Here is a 15,351-nt window from a genome sequence, read left to right on the forward strand (position 1 = left end):
TCTGAACGTGTGGGCGGCCCAACGCGCCTGCCGCTGTGCGGGTGGGGCGTCTGCTGAAAATCACGAGGCGCCGGTTGGGCGGCTCTGCTCAGGCGACTTCGCGGAAGGTCAGGCAGGGTTCGTGGGCGGTCTTCGGCAGGAGGCTGCCCATCATTTCGTCCACTGCCTGCGGGGTTTCGGTTCCCGGCTCCCACACCTGGAAGCCCGCGCGGTGGAAGAACGTGGCGCGCTCCTGGGGAATCTGCGCAATGAGCCGGCACCGGGTCGGAAGTCCGGCCTGTTTGAGAATCTGCGGGGCCATGCCCAGCAGGACGGTGCCCAGGCCTTTGCCGCGGAAGTCCGGGTCGGTTGCCAGGCCGCGGATGAAAAGCGCCGTGGGGGTCTGGTCCTGTTGTCCGTCGGAGCTGAAGTCAACCGCTGTGACAACGAGTGCTGCGACGATCTCGCCGTCTTCGTTGAGCGCTACGAGGCCGGCGTCCTGGTCGCCCACATGGAACGGCACGAGCGTCTTCGAATCGGGCTTTGGTGTTGGCGCAAGACCCGTGATGAGCGCTTCGACGTCGTCGCTGAGTTCGGGTGTGAGCAGCTCGAAGGTGAAGCTGGCCGCCATGAGCGCTTCCGCGTAGCGGCGGTGTCGCGCGGCGACCTTATCTGCCTGCAGTCCGGGGTACAGCATGCCTAGAGCGTACGGTGCGGTCCGTGTCCGATAAGGCAGGGCCTGCCCTTGGGCTCTGAGCGCCCAGTGGTATAAGCGGGGCCTGCGCACACGTAGACTGTGCGGCATGGGAAAGAAGTCCAGGAAGTCATCAAAAGACGTCATCGCCAAGCGCCTTGCGAAAGCTCAGGCCGCAGCTTTTGTGCCCCGCCCCTACGAGGGCCTGCCGTTCGAAGTCGACATCGTCAGCCTCAAAGAGCTCGTCCCGGCGGCAACCGCTGCCGCGAAGCTCAAAGAGGAATTCGGAGGGGACGAAATCCTCATCGCCTCGCTGCTGCCGTCCGCCTGGCAGGCACACAAGCGCCACGACGGCGTGATCCTCGGCGGACTCCAGGTTCCAGTGTCCAGCCCCGACCCATCGCGCGACCTCGCCGCAGCCCTGCTTGAAGTCAAGGACATGGAGCCCGGCGGTTTTGTCGGAGCCACCAGCAGCCCCGGATCGGGGCCGCGCCTGCAGGACATCCTCGACCTTGACGCTCCGTTCAAGGTGCGCGTGCACGAAACCTTCGACTACTGGATTCCGCAAGACGGTTCGCTTGATGACGACGAAGACACCCAAGCGGCAATCGAACAGGCCAACAACCTCATCAGCCCCACCGACAAACTCGTCGAAGCCGAAGGCGCCTACTGGACCGAAATGGGCGACGGCCGCTATGTGCGCTGGGCGATCGGCGAGGACGAAGACACCGTCATGGACGCCCTGGCTCGCCTGCACGCAGACGGCAAGAACACCCTCGGCGGCATCGGCCGCTACCTGGGCACCTTCCGCACGCAGGGCATTGTCATCCCCGTGTGGGAAGTCGGCGCCGATGTCACAGCCGATGACGTCGACGCCGTCCTGGGCGACTTCGCCGAACTGCTCGCCCAGGCGCTGAAGAACACCGAGCCGCTCAGCGCAGACGAACGCCGTGCGCGCGCCGGAGTTGTGTCGCGTCAGCTGACCATCCGATGACAGACACCCTGCGCTTCGGCTTCCTGGGCCCGGCCGCAACCTTCACGGAGGCTGCGCTGTTGCGCCTGATCGCCCAACGCGGTTTTGCGAACGCGCAGCGCATTCCCGCAAACAGCGTGGACGAAGTGCTTGCGGCGGTGGCCGCCGGTGAGCTCTCCGGGGCCGTTGTGCCCATGGAGAACTCGGTTGAGGGCGGCGTGCCCGCCACACTCGACGCCCTCACCCGACACGGGGAGCTGCAGATTGTGGCGGAAACCCTCATGGATGTCCGCTTTGTGCTCGCAGCCCGGCCCGGAACGCAGCTGAACGACATCACGGCATTCGGCACCCACCCCCACGCGGAAGCGCAGACTCGCGGATGGACGGCCAAGCACCTGCCCGGCGCCGCATACGTGCCGGCTTCAAGCACCGCTGCGGCTGCCCGGGCGACAGCAGACGGTGATGCCGACTACCAGGCCGCCGTGTGTCCGGCGCTGGCCGCCCAAAGGTACGGGCTGAATGTGCTCGCTGAGAACATCGGCGACCGCCACGACACAGTCACCCGCTTTGTGCTGGTGCGCAAGCCCGCCGCGATGCCGCCGGCAACAGGGGCGGACAAGACGACGATCGTCGCCGCACTGGCATCCGACCGGGCGGGATCGCTGCTCGAACTGCTCGAACAGTTCTCCACTCGCGGAGTCAACCTCGCCCGCATTGAATCGCGGCCGACCGGTGACGGGCTGGGCCTCTACCAGTTCAGCCTCGACCTTGTCGGCCACGTGGCCGAACCGCGGATCGCCCAGGCGCTCGCCGGTGTGCACCGGCTGGCCCGGCGCGTTCAGTTCCTCGGCTCCTATCCGGCGGCGGAGACATCGGTCGAACCGGTAGACCCGCGGATGACGGCTGAGCGCTTCGAAGCGGCCGAAGCGTGGGTCGAGGAAATCCGCGCATACCTTAGCTGATCAGCGGAAACGAAAATGTAACCCACGCCACAGCGCTGTCTCAAACCGTCACATGATTTCATGTCGCGGAATCCGGTAGTCCACAATCGTCGCCGGAGGTTTCATGATCACAATTGACGGCGTCAGCCGCACCTACGGCAGCGGAGAATCCGCAGTCCACGCGCTGCGCGATGTTTCGCTTCATGTTGAGCAGGGCAGCATTTTCGGTGTTGTCGGCCAGTCCGGTGCCGGAAAGTCCACGCTTCTGCGCTGCGTCAACGCGCTCGAACGCCCAGACACGGGGACCGTGACAGTCGGCGAGCACCCCATCAGCTCCCTGCGCGGCCGTCGCCTGTCAGAGGCACGCCACGACATCGGGATGGTGTTCCAGCACTTCAACCTCGTGGGCAACCGCACCGTGGCAGACAACGTCGACTTCGCCCTCGAAGCGGTCGGCCAACCGCGAGCCAAGCGCCGTCAGCGCGTCGGCGAGGTCCTCGAACTCGTCGGCCTGTCACACAGGGCCGACCACCACCCGCGCCAGCTTTCAGGCGGACAGCGGCAGCGCGTCGGCATCGCCCGCGCACTGGCGGCAGAGCCCAAAGTGCTGCTCAGCGACGAAGCCACAAGCGCACTGGACCCCGAAACCACCCGATCGATTCTCGATCTGATCAAAAAGCTCAGCGTCGAACTCGACCTGACCGTCCTGCTCATCACCCACCAGATGGACGTCGTCAAGCGCATCTGCGATTCCGCGGCTCTTATGGAAGACGGTGCGGTGCAGGAAACGGGAACCTTACCGGAGCTCATCACCTCTCCCGGCAGCCGGATTGCCGACGAACTGTTCCCCGTCGGAACCTATGCGCCGATCGACGGACACGAAATCGTCGACGTCACCTATTTCGGCAGCGAAGCCACCGACGGTGCGGTCGTCAAACTCGCCCGCGAACTCGACATCGACGTCTCAATTCTCGGCGCCGCGCTGGAAACCGTTGACGGCAAGCAGGTCGGCCGCACCCGCCTGGCTGTGCCCGGCGACGCCCGGCAGGCCCAGGCGGTCGTCGACAGTTTCCACGCGCGCGGACTCACAGCTTGGCGTGCAGGCCAGCAGGGAGGTACCGCATGACCGACATCAACAACCCCGCCTTCTGGCCGGAGCTTTTCCGCGTTCTGTGGAAAGGCACCCAGGAAACCCTGTTCATGGGTTCGGTGGCAATGCTCTTCACCCTCCTGGTGGGTCTGCCGTTGGGCATTGTGCTCGTCGCAACGGAAAAGGACGGCTTCCTCGCCGCGCCATTCGGCCAGCGCTGGCTCGGCGCGATCATCAACTGGGTGCTAGGCTTCGTTGTGAACGTCGGCCGCTCGGTGCCGTTCATCGTGCTCATGATTGCGCTCATCCCCACAACGCGCTTCGTCATGCAGGTGCTCACCGGCCGGCCCACGTTCATCGGCACAGAAGCTGCGACAGTCCCGCTGACGCTGGTTGCCATTCCGTTCTTCGCCCGCATGGTTGAAATTGCAGTGCGCGAAGTCGACCCCGGCCTGCTGGAGGCCGCCGAATCCCTCGGCGCGTCCAGGTGGCTGACCATCCGCCGCGTCATCATGCCCGAAGCAACCCCGTCAATCATCTTGGGCACGGCAACAACACTGACCTCGATCATCAACTTCTCGGCGATGGTCGGCACCGTCGGAGGCGGCGGTCTGGGACAGGTTGCGATTTCCTACGGCCACCAGATGTACTCGCCGATCCACATGATCGCCGTGATCATCATCCTGTTTGTGCTGGTGCAGATCATCCAGACGGCCCTGAGCTTCGTCGCCAAGCGCTACGGGCGCGCCAAACCCCGCCACCGCGGCTTTTTCAGCCGGCAGATCTGACAGCCTGCAGACAAACACACAGAAAAACCCACCTAAGGAGAATCATGAAGGTATCGGCTCGTCGCGGCATCATCGCCGCAGTCGCTGCTCTCAGCCTCACCCTGTCGGCCTGCGGCGGCGGTGCACAGAATGCGGAAGACGCATCGCTTGACACCCCGCTGAAGGTCGGAGCGCTTGCCGTCCCGGCCGGTAAAATGCTGACCTACGTGGCGGAGAACCTCGCCGAAAAGGAAGGCATTAAGGTCGAGTTCGTCGAGTTCAATGACTACAACACTCCCAACCCGGCGCTGGCCGACGGTTCGATCGACGCGAACCTGTTCCAGCACCAGGACTTCCTTGACACCTACAACAAGGAAGCCGGCGGCAATCTCGAATCGGTCGGCGAAATCTACCTGCCGGCTGCGGCTTTCCACTCGAAGAAGCACAAGTCGCTTGACGAACTTCCCGACGGCGCAGTCGTGTCGATCCCGAATGACCCGACGAACGAAGGCCGTGCTCTCGAACTGCTGCAGGACGCCGGCGTCATCAAGATTGAGGACGGCGCGACCAAGCCCGACGGCGTCACTGAGAACAAGAAGAACTTCAAGTTCCAGGAAGTCGACAACGCGAGCCTTCCCCGCACCCTTGAAGACGACGATGCCGCATTCGTCACCTCGTCCTATGCCATCCCGGCAAAGCTGACGAAGGACACCATCATCGCGTCTGAAGAAGAGGGCTCGAAGTACTACAACGTGCTGGCCACCCGCCCTGAGCTCAAGGACGACGAGCGCATCGAGAAGCTGCACAAGATCCTGACCTCACAGGACATGGCGGACTTCATCAACGAAAAGTGGGACGGCCTCATTCTGCCGAACACCAAATAAGACTCACGCTGCACACAGCGGCACAAGGGGCCGCGGGAGGATCACAGGATCTTCTCGCGGCCCCTGTTCTGTGAGCACGGACCGGGGCGGGCCGTGCCCGGACCGGGTTTGGGCCGATTGTCAGTGCGGTCAGTGCAGGCGGATGCTGAGCCCCTGGATCTGCTGGTAGGGGTTGAGCGTCATGGTCACGGTGCGGCTTCCGGCTGCTCCGGTGACGGTCCACTGAGCTGACGAGGCGCCGGTGAACCGGGGCTCGATGCTCGCCTGTTCGATGTCTCCCGTGTGTTCGCAGGCTGCGGCCCATGCTGCAAGGCGCTCTCGGCGCGGCTGGTCGAGGTCGACGTTCATGGAGAAGACGCTCTCAGCCGCACTGTCGTCACCCGTGCGGATCATGTTTTCGGCAATGCGGGCCAGTTCCAGAGCACGTTCGTCGGGCAGGAACTCAGCGACGGACCGAACGGGGACAACTCGTCCGGCAGCAGGCCCGGTGGGGGTCGCAGTCGGCGCTTCTGAGCGCGGCCATGCGCGGTTGTCGGGATCTTCGCCGCGCTGGACTTCAAGCCCGGCTTCGAGTGCTTTGGCGGTGACGGCTTCCGTGGGGTAGCCGGTCAGCGCGGTGAAGAGAATGACCCCTGTGCGGCTGGCCGCGTGCCACCGCATGTGCAGTCCGAAGCCGGGATAGCCCCCGGAGTGTCCGGCGAAGCTGCCGTAGCGGGTGTCGAAATAGCACCGCAGGCCCAGACCGTAGCCGCCGCTGACCGCGAACTGCTCGCTTCCCTCCGGCCCGGTTGCAGATGTTCCGTGCGTGATCTCCATGGTTCGCACCGGCTGCTGCTGGTCAGCCAGCACTCGCCGCCACAGCCGTGCCCGCTGTGGCGTGCCGTCGCCCGTGGCGGCGGCAAGAGCCCGGAACGCCGCATCATCGCCTTCGGGGCTGACGGCGTCGATGTGGGCGCGCACCCACACCGAAAGATCATCCACGGTCGAAGCCAGCCCGCCGATGGCAGAGAACGCTCCGGGCAGCGAAACGGCCTGCGGTTCGAGTTCACCGTCCCGGTTGCGCCGGTATCCCGTGACCAGGCGGTCGGCATCGAGCCTTCGGACATCAAAACCAGATGACGTCATGCCCAGGGGTGTGAGGAAAACATCGTCGATCAGCTGTGCGAACGGCTTCTGCGCGGCACGTTCGATCACGAGGCCCGCAACCGCGTAGCCCAGATTCGAGTAGCGGTATGCCGTGCCGGCCGGGAAGTCGCGAATTGCAGGTTTGCCCAGAAGGTCAGAGAAGTCCTCGGCAGACATCGACTCCTGGCGGTCTGCCCACGGGTCATCCGTGGGCAGACCCGAAGACATCCGCAGCAGATCGTCGATGACAACGCCCTCAGCCCACCCGGCATCGGCCAGTTCGGGCACCCAGTCGAGGACAGCATCGTCCATTCTCACCGGCTTGCCCGGAATGAGCCCCCGGACCAGACCGGTCAGGGCCGCTGCCGTGAACGACTTCGTGATCGAGGCGACCCGGAAGATGCGGTCCCGGCCGTCGACCTCGTGCAGCTGGCCTTCCGAGATGATTCCGAACGCCGTTTCCGGCACGCGGACGGTTTCACGGCGAATGGTGTCGACAATGGCTTCGCGTGCAGTGGGCGAAAGCACTCTCACTGTTCCTTTTCTGCTGTTTGAGCTTTGGCTTCGTCAACGTGGAGATTGGCGTAGGAATCGCCGAGGATTTCGTGCAGACCCTCGTCGTAGCCGATCGTGCGGCGGCTGGCCGCAAATGCGTACATGACGGCGCCCAGCAGCATCCAAGCGCCCAGAATGATGTACTCCGCCGGCCACACCAGCGATGACGAGGTTCCGGGAGCCAGCGCCCACACGATGACGCCGATGGCGCCCAGTCCGCCGATTGCGGGCAGGAACGACAGTTTGGAACGGCGAACCGCCTGCGGGTAGCGCCGCGGCAGCAGGTACTTGGCGAGCACCACCATGAACCACACAACGCCCAGGTACACGCCGCCGGTGTCGAGAAACCACACAACGGCACCCGGACCGAGCCAGCCCAGGGCAAGGGTGACGGCAGTCGTGACGATGAGAGCGCGGCCGGGAGTCTGCCTCTTGGGGTTGATGGCGGCCAGGCTCGGCGGGAGCAGCTGACCGCGGGCCATGGCGACGATGATGCGCGAACTTGCCACGAACAGGCCGAGGAAGCTGGTGAGCAGGCCGAGGAACGCAATCGCGTAGGCGCCCGAGCCCAGAACGGGGAAGCCCGCCTCGGTGAACGCCGACACGGTGCCCAGGTCCATCTTCGCGACGTCCTGCCACGGCATGACCCACGCGGTTGCGGCGAGCACCGCGGTGTAGAACAGACCGGCGGTGATGACGGTGAGGACCACGGCGCGGCCTACGCGCTTCGGCGAGATCTTCGCGTCTTCGGCAAGGACTGCGACAAGGCCGAAACCGGCCAGGAAGGTCATACCGGGGATGATGAAGCGCAGGGTGTCAGACACCGGAGCCGCACCCTCGGCATAGGCCGGGAAGAAGTTCGACGGTGAGCCGCTTGCGAAGCCCACGACGATGAGGGCCGCGCCGATCAGCACAATTGCTGCGAACATGAACATCTGCACGCGCCCGCCGATCTCAATGCCGAACCAGTTGAGCGCAAACATCAGCAGAGTGAGGATGACGCCGACGGCCAGCACCGGCAGGTACACGGTTTCACCGTTGATGGTGTACAGCGGCATCGTCTTCATGGCGGGCACGAAATTGCTCAGCAGGAAGCCGAAGGCCGTGACATAGAACGCCAGGGACGACACATAGGCGCCCAGCAGCATCCAGCCGGTGAAGAACGCCGGACCGCGGCCCATCGTGGTGTAGGAGAAGACCACTTCACCGCCGGCGCGGGGAAAAGCTGCCGTCAGCTCTGAGTAGGCCAGGGCGACAAAGGAAGCCAGGAGAACACCGAGCAGCAGGCCGAAGACCATGCCGCCGGAGCCGTAGGAGTCCATGAGCTTGGAGTTGGTGTAGATCCAGCTGGTTCCGATGACGCCGGCCACGCCGAATGCCAAAAGCTGGAAAAGGCCGAGCGACTTTTTGAGTTCAGCCACGATGTCCTTCCGGAAAAAGAGCGCCCGACCTTCCCTGGCCGCAGCGCCCGATGAGCATTTGCGCTTCATGATACGACGTGCGGTGTGACCTGCGTCAATGCCGCCTGTGACGGTCGGAGGCGGTGCCGAGAAACGGTGCGAAGAAACGGCGGCCGCGGATGGGGAGGGGCAGGTGCCGGGCAGTCTCAGCTGTCCCTGCGGGCGAGCCCCTGAACGGGTTCGACGTGCAGAAGTCTGCGCAGGCGGCCCAGATTGAGAGTGCGGGACTGGGCAATCCGGCGCACCGCAAAGCGGTCGAGCCCGTCCTTTGGCCTGCGGCCGGTCTTCTCGCGCAGCCAGGCCGTTGTCAGCGCGAGGTCGGCGGCCCGGTCGTCAAAGTTGTAGGGCCCAAGGCCGGTGCGGGCCATGAACGTGTTGATCGCATCGCGCAGAACATAGGGTTCGGGGTCTGACACGTTGATCGGCCCGTAGGCTTCCGGGTGCCGCAGACCGGCGATAACCGCTGCGGCGACATTCTCAGCACTGGCCAATGCTGTTTTCTGGCGGCCTCCGCCGGGCAGTTCGATAACGCCCTTCTTAGTGGCAAGTGACTGAAGAAAAGGGAAATTGCGTCGGTCGCCCGGACCGTAGACGGGTGCCGGGCGCAGGATGAGCGCGTCCGGGCGCAGGCGGGTGACAACCTTTTCGGCTTCGACCTTCGAGCGTTCGTACTCGGTGGTAAAGCACGCAAGGTCCGCAGGTCCGTGCTCTTCGTAGATGTCCCGGAGCCCGCGGCGGGGATCATAGACATCGGCACAGGACAGGAAGATGAAGCGGGCTTTGGGGAACGCGTCGAGCACATTGCGGGTTCCCGTGACGTTGACGCCGTGGGCGTCCTGCTGCGAAAGGCCTCCGCCGCTGACACCGGCGGCGTGGACGACGGCGCTGATGTCACGGCCGGTCACACGGCTGTCCGCGGGTGTGCGGATGTCCCATTCGATGTGTTCGACCGAATCGTCATGAGGGGCAGACGTCCCTGCGCTCACCGGGGTGTGGCCGGCTGCCCGCAGTGCGGAGATGACGGCGCGCCCAATGCATCCGGAAGCGCCGGTGACAAGAACAGTCATAGGCTCAGATTAGCGCGCTCGCACCGCTTTGGCCGGTATGCGGCCGGTGTTGCCCGAGCAGTGTCGTGTGGACGGTGTCGGCTAGGCGCGGTCAATGTCCTTGCTGACGAGGCCCTCGGCTTCGGAATGACCGTGGGTCCACTCGGGGGAGCGCTTTTGAAGAAAAGCCGTAATGCCCTCCTGTGCGTCGGTGAGCACGGCGTTGTCGGCCATGACCCGGCCCATGCGGGAGTAGGCCTCGGTTGTGCTCAGGGAAATCTGCTCGTAGAAGGCGCGCTTGCCGATCGACACCGTGGTCGACGAGGACTGGGCGACGGTGCGGGCCACTTCGAGTGTGCGCTCGCGCAGGGCGTAGGCGGGTGCGGTGTGTGAAACAAGGCCGCGCTGGAAGGCCTCTTCTGCCTTCATCGGCTCTCCGGTCAGGAGCATCCGCATGGCCGTTTTGCGTTTGACCGCGCGCGACAGCGCGACCATCGGAGTTGAACAGAACAGGCCGATGGTCACACCGGGGGTGGCAAAGGATGCGCTTTCAGAAGCCACAGCGAGGTCGCAGGTGGCCACCAGCTGACAGCCCGCCGCGGTTGCCAGGCCCTGCACTTCTGCAATGACCGGCTGCGGAATGGACTGGATGATCCGCATGAGCAGGGTGCAGGTGTCGAAGATGTTCTGCTGGGTTGCGTGATCGCTTCCCTGGACTTCGCGCAGGTCATGGCCTGCGGAGAAAACCTTGCCGGTCGACGCGAGGACGATGGCCCGAACTTCCGTGTTCTTGCCGACTGTGCGGAAGGAGTCGATGAGTTCGTTCATCATCTTCCGGGACATGGCGTTGCGGTTTCCGGGACTGTTGAGGGTAATGAGCGCAATCGGGCCGTCGTATTCGAGCGTCACCAGTTCTTCAGACATGTGTTCAGTCTGCCAAAGACCGTGCGGCGCGAAAAGAATCAAGGACAGAAATCTTAGGTTGAGCGGAATAGACTCAACCTTGTTGAAGTTACCTGTATGAACATAGTTTTGCAGGAAGGGAGGTGTCCCCATGGACACCAAATTCACCTCACGATCGCAGGAGGCTCTGTCCACCGCGATCAAGGACGCAGCGCAGCGTGGAAACTCGCAGGTTGAGCCTGCGCACCTTCTCGCCGCTCTGCTTGAGGGCGAAGACAGCATTGCCGGAGCCCTCATCACTCACCTGGGCGGACGTCCCCAGGATATTCGCAGCCGTGCTCAGGCTGTCGTTGCCGGACTGCCGTCTGCCAGCGGATCGTCCGTCAGCCAACCGCAGCTCTCAAGGGCCGGGCTGTCGGTCATCAGCAGCGCCGAAAAGGAAATGCAGGCACTCGGTGACCAGTACGTCTCAACCGAACACCTCCTTTTGGGTGTCGCGGCCGATTCCGGTGAAGCCGGCAAGCTGCTCAGTGCCGAAGGCATTACCCGCGACGCGCTGCTTGCCGCCCTGCCGGAAGTCCGCGGCGGTCGCAAGGTCACCAGTGAAAACCCGGAAGACACCTTCCAAGCGCTGGAGAAGTACGGCATCGACTTGACCCAGCAGGCCCGCGACGGAAAACTCGACCCCGTCATCGGCCGCGACTCCGAAATCCGCAGGGTCGTTCAGGTGCTGTCGCGTCGCACAAAGAACAACCCGGTGCTCATCGGCGAAGCCGGTGTGGGCAAAACCGCCGTTGTCGAAGGTCTCGCGCAGCGCATGGTCGCAGGCGATGTTCCCGAAAGCCTGCGCGGCAAGCAGCTGGTCAGCCTCGACCTGTCGGCCATGGTGGCAGGCGCAAAGTACCGCGGTGAGTTCGAAGAGCGCATGAAGGCCGTTCTTGAGGAGATCAAGAACTCCGAAGGTCAGATCGTCACCTTCATCGACGAAATCCACACGCTCGTCGGTGCGGGTGCCACGGGCGATTCCGCAATGGATGCGGGCAATATGCTCAAGCCCATGCTGGCCCGCGGCGAACTGCGGCTGGTGGGTGCGACAACGCTTGACGAGTACCGCGAGAACATCGAAAAGGACCCCGCCTTGGAGCGCAGGTTCCAGCAGGTGTTCGTGGGAGAGCCGAGCGTGGAGGACTCGATTGCCATTCTGCGCGGGCTGAAGGAGCGCTACGAAGCTCACCACAAGGTGACGATCGCAGACTCCGCCCTGGTTGCCGCCGCGTCGCTGTCGAACCGCTACATCACCGACAGGCAGCTGCCGGACAAGGCCATCGACCTCGTAGATGAGGCCGCCAGCCGTCTGCGCATGGAAATCGATTCGGCACCTGTCGAAATCGACCAGCTGCAGCGCGATGTCGATCGCCTCAAAATGGAGGAGATGGCGCTGTCAGCTGAAACCGACGAGGCTTCGAAGGAGCGGCTGGCGGCTTTGCGCGAAGACCTTGCAGACAAGCAGGAAAACCTGTCCGGTCTGACCGCGGCCTGGGAATCACAGCGTGCAGGTCTGAACCGCCTGGGCGAACTGCGGCAGAAGCTGGATGATCTGCGCAGCCAGGCGGAGATTGCGCGGCGCGACACGGACCTCGAAACGGCATCGCGCCTGCTGTACGGCGAAATCCCGCAGGTCGAAAAGGAGATCGCCGCGGCAGAAGAAGCCGAATCGGCTGCCGGATCCCAGGCCAAGCAGATGGTGGGCGAACAGGTCACGGCCGACGACATCGCCGAAGTCGTATCGTCGTGGACGGGCATTCCCGCCGGTCGTCTGCTGGAAGGCGAACGGGAGAAGCTGCTGCACGCGGAAGAGCACATCGGCAAGCGGCTCATCGGCCAGAAGAAGGCCGTTGAAACCGTGTCGGATGCTATCCGCCGTGCGCGCGCCGGGGTTTCTGATCCCAACCGTCCCACGGGTTCGTTCCTGTTCCTGGGGCCGACCGGTGTGGGCAAAACGGAACTGGCCAAGTCCCTAGCCGACTTCCTGTTTGACGACGAGCGCGCCATGATCCGCATTGACATGTCCGAATACGGCGAAAAGCACTCGGTGGCCCGGCTTGTCGGCGCCCCTCCGGGCTACGTCGGATACGAAACGGGCGGTCAGCTGACCGAGGCTGTTCGCCGCAGGCCGTACTCCGTGGTCCTGTTGGACGAGGTGGAGAAGGCACACCCGGATGTCTTCGACATTCTGCTGCAGGTGCTTGATGACGGTCGGCTGACCGACGGTCAGGGTCGAACCGTTGACTTCCGCAACACGGTGCTCATTTTGACGTCGAACCTGGGAAGCCAGTTCATGGTCGACCAGACGCTCGATGCCAAGACAAAAGAGGATTCGGTCATGGACGTGGTGCGCACCGCGTTCAAGCCGGAATTCCTCAACCGTTTGGATGACGTTGTCATGTTCGATGCCCTCAGCAGGGAAGACCTGGCGCGGATCGTCGATCTGCAGATCAACGCAATGCAGCAGCGTCTGAGTGAACGCCGCATTGCCCTGGAGATCACGCCCGAAGCTGCTGACTACCTGGCGCAGGAAGGCTACGATCCGGCATTCGGCGCTCGCCCGCTGCGCCGTCTGGTGCAGCGCACGATCGGCGATGGCCTGGCCAAGGAGATTCTGGCAGGCGAAGTGCGCGATGGCGACACCGTGCGCGTCGACGCTGCCGAATCCGGCGGGCTGTCGATTGTTCCGGTCGAGCACGCCGACTGACAGTCACCGCTTAAGCACTCAGGGGCGCGGAGAATACTCCGCGCCCCTGAGTGCTGTGTGGTTCACCAGCCGATTATGCGGTCTGGCTGTAGTCCTCGGTCATATCTGAGCCGTCCGGGCGCTGGACCGCGCAGATGATGCGCCGGTTTTCGGGGTCTTGCCAGGCGGTGGCATTGGGGGTGAAGTAGACCACTTTGAGGCCGTCCGCGTTGGCGCGGTCGGAGTCGAGTTCAAAGCGCGCGGTTTTGCAGTAGGTGCTCCCGTCGCGCTTGAGGGTTTCAAGGCCGGGGTAGGTGCCCGACTGGCTGGGCGTGCGGCCCACCGAGTAGATCTGGTGGACGTGCGGATCACTGCAGGGGACGGTGGTCGGGGCCGTCCCGTTGGAAAGGTCGACAATGCAGTCGCCTGCTCTGAGCTGCCCCAGGTTGCTCTTCACATCGGCGTTTGGGGGAGGCGGGCTGTTGGGCTTGTCGGAGCTGTACGGCAACGGCGCGGGCCGGCTGGTGGGGGATGAGTCACCCGGGGACGGTTCGGCGGTGGGCTCTGATTTCAGGGCGACGAAGCCGAAGATGCCAAGGCCCACCATGCCGAGGAAAGCAAACACCAGGACCAGTCCGCCGCCGACGAGCCCGATGATCAGCCCCGTGTTGCTCTTCTTGGGCGGTGGCAGCGGCGGTGGTGGGGGTGCGGGAAAGGAGGCGGGCTGTTGGGGGATGTTGCCGTAGTGCGGCGGCTGCGGCCTGGGCCCGTAGGGGCCCGGCGGCGGGTTCGTCGGCGGCTGAGCTGGCATTGAGAACTCCCTGTCAGATGCGGTAGTCGACCCAAACGGGCGCGTGGTCAGATGCTCCTTTGCCCTTGCGCTCTTCACGGTCGATGTGGGCGTCGACAGCGGTTGCGGCCAGAGCGGGTGAGGCCAGTTGGAAGTCAATGCGCATGCCCTCCCGTTTGGGGAAGCGCAGACGCTGGTAGTCCCAGTAGGTGTAGACGCCGGGGCCAGGAGTGAACTGGCGCGTGGTTTCCTTCAGGCCCGCGTCGGCGAGATTGCGGAATGCTTCGCGTTCGGGTTCGGACACGTGCGTCAGGCCGGCAAAGGCCTCCATGTCCCAGACGTCTTCGTCCAGTGGTGCGACATTGAAGTCTCCGACCATGACAAAGCGGTCGTCGGGGTCTGCGGCGAGCCGCTGTGCTGCGACATCGCGCAGGCGGTTCAGCCATTCGAGTTTGTAGTGGTAGTGAGGGTGATCGAGTTCTCGGCCGTTGGGCACGTAGAGCGAATAGACGCGCACCCCGCCGGTGTCGGCTGACAGTGCGCGCGCTTCGAGTGCATCGTTGAATTCGGGCATTCCCCGAAACCCGCTTTCGACATTGTCCAAGCCGACGCGGCTGGCGATTGCAACGCCGTTCCACTGATTGAGCCCGTGGTAGGTGACGTCATAGCCGCGGGAGGAGAAGATGTCTTCGGGAAACTGGCTGTCGCGGCACTTGAGTTCTTGAATGGCCAGGACGTCGACGTCTGAGCGGTCAAGAAAAGCCCCGATGCGCTCGGCGCGGGCTCGGATCGAGTTGACATTCCAATTCACAATTCGCACGAGGCCAGCCTAACGGCTGCCGCTGACACGGTCACGGGTGCTGTGCTCTGAAGGCGCATGTTCGCTCGTGCAGAAGCAGTGCGGACTGACAATAGGCGATATTTCGCGAAAATGCTGTCCGCATAGTGAAAATATGCAGACAAAAGAATTTTTATCTATGTAAGCTGAATCACGTCTACTCGGTGGGGATCGAGTAGATCTCACGGACGTATGGGGATGCGTCCAGGTACTCGAGGGGAGTGCTCCGAAGGCCCGGCAGCTGACAGCCGGGCCTTCGATCGTTTGGTGGGTGAGCCGATTGCCCAAAAAACCCCGGTAGCAACAGATTCACGCGTTAGCCGAGATCCACCCGTTAGCCGCAAGAAAACTCCCGATAGCCACAGATCCACGCCTTAGCAACCACTGCTGGCGGGAGTTTTTGTTGCTAAAGCGCGGGCGGAGGCTCGTCAGGTGGAGACCCGGTGCCAAGGTGTCCGGGTGAAGCGGGGATAAAGCTCGCGATGTTGTTGTTGACTACCAGGTCCATTTCAGACGGGCAAACGGCGCACCTGCGGAGATGATCCCGTTCGTTCTTCATGCCGATGAAGCTGCCG

Annotated in this window: 13 protein-coding genes; 6 read left to right on the forward strand and 7 right to left on the reverse strand. The window is 63.8% G+C overall.

Translation table 11 applies throughout. From position 1 onward, the window contains the following. Positions 1–88: 88 nt before the first annotated feature. Positions 89–676 (reverse strand): GNAT family N-acetyltransferase, encoded by a 588-nt coding sequence (locus HMPREF3162_RS07600; protein ID WP_070777508.1) that lies wholly within the window; start codon positions 674–676, stop codon positions 89–91. Positions 677–782: 106 nt separating this feature from the next. Between HMPREF3162_RS07600 and HMPREF3162_RS07605 the strand changes: the two genes are divergently transcribed. From HMPREF3162_RS07605 to HMPREF3162_RS07625, 5 genes are all read left to right on the forward strand, one after another. Then, a complete protein-coding gene (locus HMPREF3162_RS07605; RefSeq protein ID WP_070777509.1) occupies positions 783–1,667 on the forward strand; it encodes a DUF5926 family protein in 885 nt (294 codons plus the stop codon). After that, a complete protein-coding gene (gene pheA / locus HMPREF3162_RS07610) occupies positions 1,664–2,608 on the forward strand; it encodes a prephenate dehydratase (RefSeq protein ID WP_070575203.1) in 945 nt (314 codons plus the stop codon). Before HMPREF3162_RS07605 ends, pheA begins: the two co-directional genes overlap by 4 nt. Positions 2,609–2,711: 103 nt before the next feature. Further along, the gene (locus tag HMPREF3162_RS07615) at positions 2,712–3,713 is read left to right on the forward strand and encodes a methionine ABC transporter ATP-binding protein (protein WP_070575200.1); all 1,002 of its coding nucleotides are present in this window, start codon (positions 2,712–2,714) and stop codon (positions 3,711–3,713) included. Then, on the forward strand, positions 3,710–4,465 hold the full coding sequence (locus HMPREF3162_RS07620) for a methionine ABC transporter permease (protein WP_070575197.1): 756 nt from the start codon (positions 3,710–3,712) through the stop codon (positions 4,463–4,465). The genes HMPREF3162_RS07615 and HMPREF3162_RS07620 overlap by 4 nt, the downstream gene beginning before the upstream one ends. 44 nt (positions 4,466–4,509) lie before the next feature. Continuing rightward, positions 4,510–5,328 (forward strand): MetQ/NlpA family ABC transporter substrate-binding protein, encoded by an 819-nt coding sequence (locus tag HMPREF3162_RS07625; RefSeq protein WP_070777510.1) that lies wholly within the window; start codon positions 4,510–4,512, stop codon positions 5,326–5,328. Between the two features lie 129 nt (positions 5,329–5,457). Here the strand turns inward: HMPREF3162_RS07625 and HMPREF3162_RS07630 are convergent, their stop codons facing one another. The 4 genes from HMPREF3162_RS07630 to HMPREF3162_RS07645 all read right to left on the reverse strand — a co-directional run bounded on the left by HMPREF3162_RS07630 (position 5,458) and on the right by HMPREF3162_RS07645 (position 10,438). Beyond that, positions 5,458–6,981: a serine hydrolase domain-containing protein gene (locus HMPREF3162_RS07630; protein WP_070777511.1), complete on the reverse strand. Its 1,524-nt coding sequence runs from the start codon at positions 6,979–6,981 to the stop codon at positions 5,458–5,460. A 2-nt stretch (positions 6,982–6,983) separates the two neighbouring features. Continuing rightward, a complete protein-coding gene (locus HMPREF3162_RS07635; RefSeq protein WP_070777545.1) occupies positions 6,984–8,429 on the reverse strand; it encodes an APC family permease in 1,446 nt (481 codons plus the stop codon). Between the two features lie 185 nt (positions 8,430–8,614). Then, positions 8,615–9,535 carry an NAD-dependent epimerase/dehydratase family protein gene (locus tag HMPREF3162_RS07640; RefSeq protein WP_070575186.1) on the reverse strand — a complete coding sequence of 307 codons (921 nt, stop codon included), beginning with the start codon at positions 9,533–9,535 and terminating at the stop codon, positions 8,615–8,617. 81 nt (positions 9,536–9,616) lie between these two features. After that, positions 9,617–10,438, reverse strand: coding sequence for an enoyl-CoA hydratase (locus HMPREF3162_RS07645; RefSeq protein ID WP_070575183.1), 822 nt, complete (start codon positions 10,436–10,438; stop codon positions 9,617–9,619). Positions 10,439–10,568: 130 nt separating this feature from the next. Here HMPREF3162_RS07645 and clpB point away from each other — a divergent pair, with 130 nt between their 5' ends. Then, positions 10,569–13,169, forward strand: coding sequence for an ATP-dependent chaperone ClpB (gene clpB / locus HMPREF3162_RS07650; RefSeq protein WP_070575179.1), 2,601 nt, complete (start codon positions 10,569–10,571; stop codon positions 13,167–13,169). Between the two features lie 73 nt (positions 13,170–13,242). On the opposite strand, the gene HMPREF3162_RS07655 is transcribed toward clpB, so the two are convergent. Further along, on the reverse strand, positions 13,243–13,959 hold the full coding sequence (locus tag HMPREF3162_RS07655; protein WP_070575177.1) for a hypothetical protein: 717 nt from the start codon (positions 13,957–13,959) through the stop codon (positions 13,243–13,245). 13 nt (positions 13,960–13,972) lie between these two features. Beyond that, positions 13,973–14,758: an exodeoxyribonuclease III gene (locus HMPREF3162_RS07660; protein WP_070575174.1), complete on the reverse strand. Its 786-nt coding sequence runs from the start codon at positions 14,756–14,758 to the stop codon at positions 13,973–13,975. Between the last annotated feature and the right edge of the window lie 593 nt (positions 14,759–15,351).

The organism is Brevibacterium sp. HMSC07C04, from assembly GCF_001815905.1.
Classification (GTDB): Bacteria; Actinomycetota; Actinomycetes; order Actinomycetales; family Brevibacteriaceae; genus Brevibacterium.